The 12620-nt window shown below is 42.1% G+C and carries 10 protein-coding genes; 4 read left to right on the top strand and 6 right to left on the bottom strand.

All coding sequences use genetic code 11. The features are described from left to right. Positions 1-152: 152 nt before the first annotated feature. Positions 153-1070 carry a polyisoprenyl-teichoic acid--peptidoglycan teichoic acid transferase TagU gene (gene tagU / locus SB24_RS12295; RefSeq protein ID WP_003151369.1) on the top strand — a complete coding sequence of 306 codons (918 nt, stop codon included), beginning with the start codon at positions 153-155 and terminating at the stop codon, positions 1068-1070. A 30-nt stretch (positions 1071-1100) separates the two neighbouring features. Here the strand turns inward: tagU and wecB are convergent, their stop codons facing one another. After that, positions 1101-2240 carry a non-hydrolyzing UDP-N-acetylglucosamine 2-epimerase gene (gene wecB, locus SB24_RS12290; RefSeq protein WP_039253626.1) on the bottom strand — a complete coding sequence of 380 codons (1140 nt, stop codon included), beginning with the start codon at positions 2238-2240 and terminating at the stop codon, positions 1101-1103. 228 nt (positions 2241-2468) lie between these two features. Here wecB and galU point away from each other — a divergent pair, with 228 nt between their 5' ends. After that, positions 2469-3353, top strand: coding sequence for a UTP--glucose-1-phosphate uridylyltransferase GalU (gene galU, locus SB24_RS12285; protein ID WP_003151367.1), 885 nt, complete (start codon positions 2469-2471; stop codon positions 3351-3353). A 39-nt stretch (positions 3354-3392) separates the two neighbouring features. Here galU and tagH read toward each other — a convergent pair whose 3' ends face one another. The 5 genes from tagH to tagD all read right to left on the bottom strand — a co-directional run bounded on the left by tagH (position 3393) and on the right by tagD (position 10260). Then, positions 3393-4937: a teichoic acids export ABC transporter ATP-binding subunit TagH gene (gene tagH / locus SB24_RS12280; protein ID WP_039253623.1), complete on the bottom strand. Its 1545-nt coding sequence runs from the start codon at positions 4935-4937 to the stop codon at positions 3393-3395. Positions 4938-4957: 20 nt separating this feature from the next. Next, positions 4958-5785 carry an ABC transporter permease gene (locus SB24_RS12275; RefSeq protein WP_003151365.1) on the bottom strand — a complete coding sequence of 276 codons (828 nt, stop codon included), beginning with the start codon at positions 5783-5785 and terminating at the stop codon, positions 4958-4960. A 185-nt stretch (positions 5786-5970) separates the two neighbouring features. Continuing rightward, a complete protein-coding gene (locus SB24_RS12270; RefSeq protein ID WP_039253621.1) occupies positions 5971-8145 on the bottom strand; it encodes a CDP-glycerol glycerophosphotransferase family protein in 2175 nt (724 codons plus the stop codon). A 49-nt stretch (positions 8146-8194) separates the two neighbouring features. Then, a complete protein-coding gene (locus SB24_RS12265) occupies positions 8195-9733 on the bottom strand; it encodes a glycosyltransferase family 2 protein (RefSeq protein ID WP_031379266.1) in 1539 nt (512 codons plus the stop codon). A gap of 137 nt (positions 9734-9870) precedes the next feature. Further along, a complete protein-coding gene (gene tagD / locus SB24_RS12260; protein ID WP_003151361.1) occupies positions 9871-10260 on the bottom strand; it encodes a glycerol-3-phosphate cytidylyltransferase in 390 nt (129 codons plus the stop codon). A 355-nt stretch (positions 10261-10615) separates the two neighbouring features. Here tagD and SB24_RS12255 point away from each other — a divergent pair, with 355 nt between their 5' ends. Further along, complete coding sequence (locus SB24_RS12255; RefSeq protein ID WP_007407501.1) at positions 10616-11386, top strand: WecB/TagA/CpsF family glycosyltransferase; 771 nt, start codon at positions 10616-10618, stop codon at positions 11384-11386. A 32-nt stretch (positions 11387-11418) separates the two neighbouring features. Continuing rightward, positions 11419-12585: a CDP-glycerol--glycerophosphate glycerophosphotransferase gene (locus SB24_RS12250; protein ID WP_039253618.1), complete on the top strand. Its 1167-nt coding sequence runs from the start codon at positions 11419-11421 to the stop codon at positions 12583-12585. Positions 12586-12620: the final 35 nt, after the last annotated feature.

Below are 12620 nucleotides of genomic sequence, written 5' to 3'. Positions count from 1 at the left end.
TATACTAACTTTTTTTTAAGGTAATTTTAAGGTCTTTTTGTAACCTTTTTTTTAAGAATTTCGTCTATTACATGGTTATAAGTAAAAATATGACTGGGTTTATAAAGATTAGTAAATTGTATCAGGAAAGTTAATAGAAAAGGTGATGACAAATGAGAGCTGAACGAAAAAGAAAGAAGAAAAAAGTTCTTCTGACAATCGTAACAATCATCGGGCTGTTAGTTTTATCATCAGGAGGCTACGTCTACTACTTGTGGCACAAAGCGGCTTCAACGGTGGCAAGCATTCAGGAAGACTTGAAAAAATCGGACAAACGTGACACGGATATAGATCTCGGAAAGAAGGATCCGATTTCTGTTTTAATCATGGGCGTCGATGAGCGGAAAAATGACAAAGGGCGCGCGGATACGATGATTTATATGACCGTCAATCCTAAAACGAATACAACAGAAATGGTCAGCATTCCGCGTGATACGTATACGAAAATCTCCGGCAAAGGTACGATGGATAAAATCAACCACTCCTATGCTTTCGGCGGAACGCAGATGGCCGCGGATACCGTCGAGGACCTGCTTGACGTGCCGGTAGATTATTTTGTGAAAGTAAACATGGAGAGCTTCAAAGATACCGTGGATACACTCGGCGGGATTACGGTGAACAGCACGTTTGCCTTCAACTACGACGGGCACTCTTTCGGAACGGGGAACATCAGCCTGAACGGCGAAGAAGCACTTGCCTACACGCGTATGAGAAAAGAAGATCCCCGGGGGGATTTCGGCAGGCAGCAGCGCCAGCGCCAAGTGATTGAAGGGATTATTTCTAAAGGGGCAAACATCTCGTCTGTCACGAAATTCGGAGATATGTTTAAGGTCATTGAAAACAATATGAAAACAAACATGTCATTCGATGATATGTGGACGGTTATGACTGACTATAAAAACGCCCGCAGCAAAGTCACTCAGCATGAACTGAAGGGAACGGGAACGAGAATCAACAATATCTATTATTACAAATTAGATGAAGCAAGCCTCGCTTCAGTCAAAAAAGAATTAAAAGAAAGCCTGAAATAATAAAAAAACTCTGCATGATGCAGAGTTTTTTTATTCTGTAAAAGGCTGCGGACGGGTTTTTCTATAGCCGTACCGATAAAGCAGTTCTTCCACAATCCGTTTTGAAGCCGATCCGTCACCATAAGGGTTTGACGCCTTTGACATCCGTTCATATTCAGCCTGATCGGTTAAGAGCTTTTTTGTCAGCTGATACACCGTTTCTTCATCTGTACCCGCCAGCTTTAATGTCCCGGCTTTCACTCCTTCGGGGCGCTCGGTTGTGTCCCGAAGCACCAAGACCGGCTTTCCGAGAGAAGGCGCTTCCTCCTGAACCCCGCCTGAGTCGGTCAAAATGAAACTTGCTTTCGCAGCGAAGTTATGGAAATCCACGACCTCCAGAGGTTCTATTAAGTGCACCCTGTCCGAATCAGCAAAATGGGCTTCTGCGGCCTCACGAACTGCGGGATTCAAATGAACGGGATAAACGACTTGTACGTCCTCAAACTCTTCAACGACTCTTCTGACGGCCTTAAACATCTGTTCCATCGGCCTGCCTAAATTTTCACGTCTGTGCGCTGTTAAAAGAATCATCCTGCTTCCTTCCAGCTTGTCAAAAATCGGATGAAAATAATCTTCCCGCACTGTCGTTTGAAGCGCGTCTATCGCTGTATTTCCCGTGACAAATATAGAATCCGGCTTTTTATTTTCAGAAAGCAGATTCTGCTCGGCCTGGCTTGTCGGCGCAAAATTCACACCAGCCATCACGCCCGTCATCTGCCGATTGATTTCCTCGGGGAAAGGAGAGTATTTATTATGCGTACGCAGACCGGCTTCCACATGGCCTACGGCGATTTGATGATAAAAGGCGGCAAGGCTTCCGGCGAACGTTGTCGTCGTATCTCCGTGGACCAAAACGATATCTGGTTTTACTTCTTGGAACAGCTTGTCCAGTTTCAGCAAAGCATGAGATGTAATTTCTGAAAGCGTTTGACGCTCTTTCATAATATTCAAATCAAAATCAGGCGTAATGCTGAATGCTTCAAGCACTTGATCCAGCATCTGTCTGTGCTGTGCGGTTACAGTCACCAGCGAATCAATTTCCTGATATTTTTCAAGCTCTAATACGAGCGGAGCCATTTTAATTGCTTCAGGTCTTGTACCGAATACGGTCATTACTTTTAGTTTTTTCAACGGTTTGTCTGCACCTCGTTTTATATGTCGGATATCCCTTCATGTTAACACATTTATGCCGTTTCTTAGATATTGTAAAGCTTAATGGCAAACAAAGCAAAAACCGTTACAAGACTCTTTGAAAGCGGATTAAAAGGTGTGAATTTTAATCAATTGTGGTAAAGTGGAAAAAGACTAGGTTATAGTTCTGAAAAAAAGATTTTGCAGAAACAAGGATGGTGTTATTCAGTGAAGAAAGTACGCAAAGCCATTATTCCGGCAGCAGGTTTAGGCACTCGTTTTTTGCCGGCCACAAAAGCAATGCCTAAAGAAATGCTTCCAATCGTTGATAAGCCGACAATTCAGTATATTATCGAAGAAGCTGTCGAATCCGGCATCGAAGATATTATTATCGTAACCGGAAAAGGAAAAAGAGCAATAGAAGACCATTTCGACAATGCCCCTGAACTGGAACGCAATTTAGAAGAAAAAGGGAAAATCGAACTGCTTCAAAAAGTGAAAAAATCGTCAAATATTGCGGATATCCACTATATTCGCCAAAAAGAGCCAAAAGGACTCGGTCATGCCGTTTGGTGCGCACGCAACTTCATCGGCGATGAACCTTTCGCCGTTCTTCTCGGCGATGATATTGTCCAGGCTGAAAAACCGGGACTTCGTCAGCTGATGGATGAATACGAAAAAACATTGTCTTCAATCATCGGTGTTCAGCAAGTTCCTGAAAGCGACACACACCGCTACGGAATTATCGATCCGTTAACAAATGAAGGCCGCCGTTACCAGGTCAAAAATTTTGTAGAGAAGCCTGAACCGGGCACAGCTCCTTCCAACTTGGCTATTTTAGGAAGATACGTTTTCACTCCTGAAATTTTCATGTACCTGGAACAGCAGGAAGTCGGTGCAGGAGGAGAAATTCAATTAACGGACGCCATCCAAAAGCTCAATGACATTCAGCGTGTCTTCGCTTATGATTTCGAAGGAAAACGTTACGATGTCGGTGAAAAACTCGGATTTATCGAGACGACGCTTGAATTTGCCTTACAGGATCAGGATATCCGCCATAAGTTAATTCCGTTCATGAAGGATCTTCTTGAAAAAGAAGAAGCTGACGAATAGAAAAAGCTGCCGAATCCGGCAGCTTTTTTTATGTGATCTTTACTTTTTAGACGTTACCGTCAGTGTTTTATCAGCATTGTTCACCGAAAAAGTATATTCCTGGTTTTTAAGCATGAGCAAATTCTGATTGATTTTGCTGCCGCCTTTTTCACTTAAAGCTGAGAGGTCTGCGGGACGCGATAAATGAAAAATCACTTCGGAGACTGTATCCTTGTCAATCACTACATCCGTTTTTGCATCGGATGTTTTTAATACGTTCCGTCCGTCAGCCGTTTGTCCGGCAGCTGGATTTTTCAATTTACTCTGTACATCCTCCCGGCTTTTATTGAGATATGAGAGAAACTCTTCTGCTGTTTGGCTTGATAAACTGCCGCTGAAATCATTAAGCTGAACATCCGTCTTTTTTAAAGCGTTCACTTTATACAGATCAGTCTTTTTCATAAAGTACTCTTTATCGTTTAATTTCACTTTGGCCGCCTGGTTATTTTCGGCTTCTACCTGCACCTTCGTGCCGAAACTTACACTTGCGGAGGCTTTTCCTTTTATATCTTTTTCAGTATAAAGGTCCGCCTTTTCAGCTTTTACCAAAGCAGGTTTATTCACAGACTCATAAAGGCCGGCATCGCTCTGTTTGACGTCACCGAAAGATGTAATCGCACGCAGTGGCTTGTCTGAAAACATCGAAGCGCCTGCGCCGACAGCCAGCAATGCAAGCAGCGTAATCTGAATCGTATTGGCAATGAATTTAGGCTTCGCTTTCTTTTGCTGCGCCTGACTGATTTTCTGTTCCTCGGCTGCCCGCGTTCTGCCTTCAATCTGCTCGTTTTGATATTTCTTCTTTTCTTTCTTTGAAAGCTTGTTGAACCAATCCACAAAAGCTTTATATTCTTTCACAACGGCTTTCGTTTCGTCGAACATGCGCATTTCGCCGTAATGCATCCAAGCCACCCGATCACACATTTTCTCAATCTGTCCGATGGAATGACTGACGAAAAAGATCGTTTTGCCGCGTTCTTTAAATTCCGTAATGCGGTCCACACATTTCTGATAGAAAGTCTGGTCCCCTACTGAGAGCGCCTCATCAATAATAAGGATGTCAGGGTCCATATGCGCCGATATGGCAAAACCGAGACGGGATTTCATACCGCTTGAATAGCTTTTAACAGGCTGATCTATAAAGTCGCCGATATCCGCGAATTCAACGATTTTTTCATAAAGCTCGTCTATCTGCCGATTGTTGAGACCCATCATCAAACATTTTAAACGAATGTTGTCTTTACCGCTTAATTGATTGTTTAATCCGGCAGAAATCGCGATTAAAGACGGCTGCCCGTTCATATCAATCTCACCGCTTGTCGGCGGAATGATCTTTGCAAGCAAATTGGACATCGTTGATTTTCCCGAGCCGTTGATCCCTACGAATCCGATCGTTTCCCCTTCATAGACGTCAAAAGAAACATTTCGGACAGCGAAAAAACCTTTTTGATTTCTGTTTGGGAAAAACAGTCCTTTAATTTTGTCAGACTGTTTTTTATATAGAAAATACTGTTTTGAAACATTTCTGAACGAAACTTTTAGTTTCATCGTATAATCTCCTTACTATATTAAAGAAAGTCAACAAACTTATCTCTGAATTTCATATGAAGAAGTGAACCGACTGTTAATAACAGCAGTGTGACGAACCAGAAATACAGCGTGTATTTCACATCGTGGAAAAACCACTGCCCTTCCATAAAGCTGTCTCTAAAGCCCTCGATAATATAGAAAAGAGGGTTTAACTTCAAGATTGTCAAAACTTCAGGTCTGTTTCCGAATTTCTCCGCAATGTCCCAGAAAATCGGCAGAAGAAAAAAGAGCAGCCTTGTGACGGCTTGAAGCAAAAACTGATAGTCCCTGATTAAAACGCTGATGGTTGAATTAAACAGGCCGAAAGCAAACATAAAACTGATCATGCAAAACAAGTAATAAATATATTGCAGCCAGTGAAGCGTCGGAAACAGTCCGTTGCTCAGCAGCACAATAATATAAATCGCCATCATCACAAAGTAACTGAATAAATTCGATGCTATCACTACAGAAGGCAGTGAACTGATCGGAAAGTTCATTTTCGACACTAAATTTATCCGTTTAAAAACGCTGTTAGATGCATCCAGTATCGTCGGACTGATAAAGAACCAAGGAATTAAGCCGGCCAGCATCCAGACGATGAACGGTACGCTGTCTCCATTTCCAAGCACCATATCATGTCCGCCGCGAATCCCGAGACCAAATACGAACCAGTAAGCCAGCATTTGAATCATAGGGTTGAGAAACTGCCACAATATACCCAAATAGTTCACTTGATACTTTGATTTCGTTTCGTACACTGCAAGCCGCATAATCAGCGGAAATGAGTTGAATTGCTCTTTCAGAATTTTTACCAATGCATTCATTCTAATCTTCCTTAGTCGTAAGTTTTAGGTAATAGCTTTGACTTACAAAAGCACCGCTCATAATTGTAACAGATTACGATGTATTTTTCACTTCATAACAAGCCTGAATCCCATGAGCGCAACAGGCCGTCACTTAAGCAAAAAAGCATAATTAACGTGGTTAAATTATGCTTTTTTGCACCTATTTACTTGTCCCCGAAAATCACTTTTACGGCTTTTTCAGACGATTCTCCGGTTTCTAAATAACAGAACTTCTCGTAAAAAGGCCCGAATGAATCCGGAAGCTTATAATCATCTGATTCCGTTTCATTGACCCATTTGATAACGTCACCTGTTTCTTTGACAAGCGGGCCGGGCGCTTCTTTTTCAAAGTCAAAGTAAAACCCTCTGAGTTTATCCCGGTACGTTTCGATATCAGGCACATAAAACAGCATCGGTCTTTTCAGATTTGCATAGTCAAAAAAGACAGAGGAATAGTCCGTTATGAGTAAATCAGAGACCATATACAGCTCACGGATATCTTCGTAGCTGGAGAAATCATACGCAAATCCTTCATACGGTCCGAGATCAAAGTTTTCCGCCACGAGATAATGCATTCGTAAAATAATGACATAACGATCGCCGATCGCTTCTCTCAATTGATGAAGGTCTAAATCAAGGTCAAACTTGTATTTTCCCTTCTTATAAAATTGGTCATCCCGCCATGTCGGTGCGTAGATAATCACTTTTTTATCTTGCGGAAGATTCATTTTTTCTTTCAGCGCTTTAATGACAGAAGGGCTGTTATCCGTTTGAAGGAAGTCATTCCGCGGATATCCCGATTCAATCATGGTTTTATTAAACTGAAACGCCCGGGCGAATATTTCGGTTGAATATGCGTTCGGTGAAATCAGGTAATCCCACTTTGAAGCCTCTGTCGTAAAGTTGCGCTTGTATTTTTCAGTGTTTGTTCCCGGCATATGCACTTCATCCATATCTACTGCAAGGCGCTTTAAAGGCGTGCCATGCCATGTCTGGACATATGTCGTATGCTCAGGTTTCGGAATCCACAGCGGCATACGGCTGTTGACAACCCAGTACTCGGCTCTTGCCATGGCAAACAGCCATTTGAACGTAAAGCGTTCGATATAAGGAATTCCTTTATCTTTAAATGTCTGTGAGTAAGCGGGGTTTACACTCCAGCAGAGACGGTATTCCGGCATCTCTTTGCTCATGTATTCATAAATCGCCCGCGGGTTGCAGCTGTACTGTTTTCCGGCAAAACTTTCAAACATGACAAATTTCTGTTTGACAGGCAGTTTCCCCGCAACCCTGAATCCCGCTTTATAAGTGTTTTGTATTCTTTTCTCAATAAACTTTTTCAGCTTATTCTTTCTCTTGCGTACAAAGGAAGCGCCCCGTTTCAGCTTTCCTTTCACAAAATACTCCACGCGGGTTCTGAAACTGTAATCGTTCATCCTCAGGTGGAGATTTTTCGTTTTCTTTTTCGTGAAAACGTGAAATCTGGCAGGCCCTTTCTCCGTTTTCAGGATCGTGAATTGGTTAGGGTTTACTTGTTCAGATTTCAGAACCTTTAACGGTTTGCTGTTGGTGATAATCTCTTCACCCGTCCCGGCATCTTCAAAAATGAATTGAATATGGAATTGAAAGATTAGCTGCTGATTCAATTCTTTATAAACGGCATTCAAATCAATTTTTGTATCAAAACCTATCGTGTCAAGCATCGTTGTGTCCTGAACATATTCATCAAGGTCGTGTCTCGGCACGTCGTGAAGCGGATACTTCAGAATGAGAGGCTCCTCTTCTTTTCCTTTTTTCATTTTCAGAATCAGGTTTTTTTCTTTTATCTTTAAGGTTTCTGCCGCATTCAGCCGGAATGCAAAACCTTTCAGATGTAAGCTGCCGTCAGATTCGAGCTCCATTTCATCAATCCGCGTGACGAACTTTTTCTGCAGCAGCTTTAAGGAGAAATTCCCTTTCTTCGTCGTGTAAGGGAAAAAGAACATATGATGAGCCTCATCTTTATAAGAAGACAGTTCAATAGGTTCAAGGCTGGATTTTAACCGTTTTTTACTGATATCACTGTCATCATTGATAAAGGAGACATAGAAATCCAGACATCCTTTGCCGTCCGTATGGTCAGAAAGCAGATCCATGCTCATGACAGCATGGTACTCCCCGCCTTCTCCGGCCAACCGTTTCAGAGGGACGGAAAGTTCCGCTTTTGTCTTACGATTTATAATCTGAAGAGAAGGCTCTTCCCCTGCAGTGACATTTTCACAGGATATCGTAATGCTGAATGTCTCTTCCTTTATGTTAAGATGTTTTAACTTGTATCTGACAGGATTTTCTATACCCATAAAATAAGTCTACTCCTCTGTTTCAATTAAACATATCCAATCACAATCATCATTTTGTTACTTTCAGTGAAAGGTTCTCCTTCACCGTCCGGTAGAATTGATATTGCAGTCCGTTCACTTCTGCCGTCACCTTTTCACCGTCGTCTCTGTTTAACATGACACGTTCATAATCGTTATAAATGACATACATAATATAACCGCCAAGTCCGACTTTTTCAATGTCACGTAACGGGATTTCAAGGACGTACCGCCCGTCTCCCAGTGACTGAACCGGAAACTGGTGGAATACTTTCATGTTATCTCTGTGCTGAAACTGAATATATTGGGCATTATTTCTGTCCTGTCCGAACAAGCGGAACGTAACGGTGAATTTATGATCGGCGAACACCGCGCTTTCCGTTTCTCCGTGCATGCGAAGTTCGACCAGTTTATTTTCTTCATCCGTCAGCGGGCTTTCTAAATAAGCCAGTCCGCCTTGCGTCACGATGTTTTTATCGGGCTCTTTTTTGGACCAGCGGAACAGCTTTTCGACCTCATCATACCGTTTTTGAGTCAGCAGACGGTAGGCTGTTTTATGAATCGGATGAAAAAATGTCTCGGAAATATCGTATTTCGTCTTCTTTAACACATTCAGAATTTCATTGAATTTATTGTAGTAGGCTTCTTTGTTTTCGCTTTTCAGGAAGTGCATCCGATCGAAAAGACGCGTAATGGAATCGAATTCGATCAGGCGGTTCATCGCCATCTTCTCTTTTTCAGTATCTAATTTTTTGTTCAGAATATACTTCATTACGGCTATGTTCGTGTCGGTTTTTTCCATTATATTAGTCTGCTTTGTCAGCGACTCATTATTGTCCATTCTGTTCAGATAATAGACCGGTTCGGTTGACGTTGAAATATCTCCGCACGCCAAAAGAACATCCATAAAAAATTGCTTATCTTCAGCAAATTTCATTTCCGGATATCTGATATCATTATCTTTTAGAAATTGTAAGTTCATCATTCTTGCCCGCGGGCCGAGATGATAGAAAATATGCCGGATTGAAAAAGGCGATACCTTCGCTCTGTTCAGCGAAGACTCATGTTTCCCGATCGTTTTTTGACCATTCACCTGCATTTCGATCGTTTTTCCGACCGCATAATTTACCTGATCTCTTTCAAGCATGTCGAATAAGATTTTAACTCCGTTCGGCGCAAACCAATCATCCGCATCCAAAAATGTAATGTACTTCGCATTAGCCAGCTCAATTCCCAAGTTTCTCGGATAAGCCGGGGTTCCCGTGTTGTCTTTCAAAAAGACGACTGTAATATTTTCATACAATTCGGCGTACTCAGTCAGGATGTTTCTGGAATCATCAGTAGAGCAATCATCGACCAGAATTAAAGAAATATGCTGAAAGCCGATGTTTTGAAGGATCACTGAATCAACTGTTTTCCTTACATATTCTTCTGCATTATAAACAGGAACGACTACCGCTACCTTCTTCTCTTCCGCCAATGCTTCTTTGTTTAAAATGGTATATTCGCGTTCTTCTACGGACGGCTTGGACTCTTTTTTATTCAACTTAAAAAAGTTACTAAGATTCATCTTTAAATTCTCCTCTTATTGTCTAGCTTTTTTTCAAAAGCGCATAACAAATATAGCGAAAATAACCTTATATTACAAGAAGTACTCCCTATCCGGAGGGAGTACTTCTTTATCATCTGTATATCCGAATGTTTCAATTACACCCCGGCAATTTCTTTTTTAATCTGTGTGGTGGAAATGCCTTCGGTTCTAGGGAGGTAGATGACTTCGCATTGATCTTTAAGGAAATCGAATTTGCCTTCCCAATCGTCTCCCATTACGAACACGTCGATGTTGTGATCCGCTACGTCACGTACTTTTTGATCCCAGCTGTTTTCCGGAATGACTTCGTCGACATAACGGATCGTTTCCAGAATCAGCTTTCTGTGTTCATAGCTGTGGTAGGCCTTTTTTTGTTTTTGCAGGTTAAACTCGTCTGTTGAGATGGCAACAACAAGGTAATCTCCAAGCTGCTTTGCGCGCTCAAGCAGTTTAATATGACCCCAATGCAGTAAATCAAACGTTCCGTAAGTAATGACCTTCTTCATGAAACAAAAGCTCCTTTCTATCATCATACGTATAACAAGCAACTGCTCTGAAATGCTGCGCAGCTGTATCCTTAATCACTAAAGTGCCAATTTCGTACTCATGGAACCTCATTATATCACATAGCCCTGAAAAGGTTAAGCCAATGTAAAACGAAGTTACATTCCACTTATTAACAAATGTTATTACAATAGGAGTTTAGCAGGGTTTTTGCGCGTATGATTAAAGAAATTGTTATCTTATTTATATTTTTGTAAAACTATTGTTAAGTTTATCTGAAGGTATTATGTTAAAATAAAGCTTAGCCTAATTCACGAAAAAGTGAAAGAAAATCCCGTACAAAAAGGAGGACGGCAGATGCAGACTGAAATGGTGCACAACCTTTCTTATGTTAATGGAAATTTACAGGAGTTTATTTCATATTTAGACACTTATTATATCGCACAGAAGCAAGGAGCCGTCATTGCGACGGTCAATCCTGAGATCGGATACGCTGCGGCGAAAGACAAAGGTTATCATCAAGTCATTTCTTCCGCGGATTTCGTCCTGCCGGATGGTATCGGCGTCGTGTTAATGTCACGTTTGACGCAGCACCCGCTGAAATCAAGAATTGCGGGATTCGATGTGTTTCTTGCGCTGCTCGGCCTCGCAAACCGGCAGTCTAAAAAAATATTTTTATACGGAGCTAAACAAGACGTGCTTGACGCCGTTTTGAACCGGATCAGCAAAGAGTATCCGAATATTGAGGTTGTCGGAGCCAGCAACGGTTATGAAGCGGATAAACGCTTCGTCGCCAAACAGATTTCACGGGCGAAACCCGATCTCGTGTTTGTCGCCTTAGGATATCCCCATCAGGAACAATTTATTTATGAATACAAACATCTTTTCCCTCAGGCTGTATCGATCGGTTTGGGCGGAAGCTTTGATGTGTTCAGCGGAACGGTGAAACGCGCCCCTGAATGGATGATCAAAACGAATCTGGAATGGCTGTACAGACTGGTGACGAATCCGTGGAGATGGAAAAGGATGCTGAACATTCCGAAGTATGCTTTTACCGTTTTGAGAAATAATAAATCAAATAAAAGCCTGTATTCCAAGCAGGCAGAAGATCAAACGAAACAGCTTTAAACAAATAAAACAGCAAAAGAGATTGGTAATCTATGAACTTGCGATCTTTATTCGCCGCTTTTTATTCTATATATCTGTCTGTTCTCGGCGTTTTGTTCAAGCCTGTAAAGCCCAAGAACCACCTGACCCTGCTGGTATCTTTTGAAGAAAATGCGCAGGCTCTCATCCGTTCTTACAAAGCGCACGCTGAATCGCTTTCTTATGAAATGACGGTTTTGTATACGAGACATGCCGTCAGTCTGAAAGAAGAGCTGGAAGGTATCGGCTCTTTTTATCTGAACGAAAAACATCCGCTGCATCTTTTGAAGGCGGTTTTGATCCTTTTTAAGAGCAAAGCGGTGATAACGGATAACTATTTCCTCATGACAAGCGTCTTAAACCGCCGGCCGCAAACGACATGCATTCAGGTGTGGCATGCGAACGGCTCTTTGAAAAAGTTCGGCCTTGAGGATGTGACGAATCAAAACCGTCCGGCATCAGATATCAGCCGGTTTAAAAAAGTGTACCGCTCGTTTGACTTTGTCACCGTCGGTTCAGACGCGATGGCTGACGTTTTTAAAAAGTCGTTCGGCATACGGGACGGCCAGCTGTTAAAAACGGGTGTCCCCCTGACTGACGTCTATTATGAAGAACACAAGCCCGAACTGAAGCACAAATGGCCGAAAAAAATCATCCTGTACGCACCGACATTCAGGGATTATGATATGCAATCCTTTCGGCTGCCATTCACCGAAGAACAGCTCACAAACGCGTTAAACGGAGAGTATATGCTGCTTGTAAAGCTTCATCCTGCCGTTTTGCATCAGATTTCGGCTTCGTTTGAAAGCGAACTGATCAAGAACGTGTCTGACATGCGTCTTCATGATCTCTTGAAAGCGGCTGATATTTTAATTACGGATTACTCTTCCGTGCCTTTTGAATTCGCGCTCTTAAATAAACCGATTTTCTTTTTCACGTATGATCTGGAGGAATATGATCAAAAGCGCGGTTTAATCGACAATTATACTTCCGTCATCCCCGGAAAGGCTTGTCATGACAGCGAAGCCCTTCTGGAGGAAATGACGAAAAAGCCATTTCGTGCAGAAGAAATGAAGCGGTTCTCGGACAAATGGAATATGTATTCAGATGGGAATTCGAGTGAAGCGTTATTGAAATTTGCGGAAACAAAAATGAAGAATTGTGCTGAAGCACCTGCCTGAATCCGACGGCGGGTGTTTTTTGCATGAAGAAAGGG

Source organism: Bacillus sp. Pc3, assembly GCF_000815145.1.
In the GTDB taxonomy this organism is placed as follows: Bacteria; Bacillota; Bacilli; order Bacillales; family Bacillaceae; genus Bacillus; species Bacillus velezensis.
The sequence above is the reverse complement of the archived record's forward strand: the minus strand, read 5'-3'. Positions and strand labels throughout refer to the sequence as shown.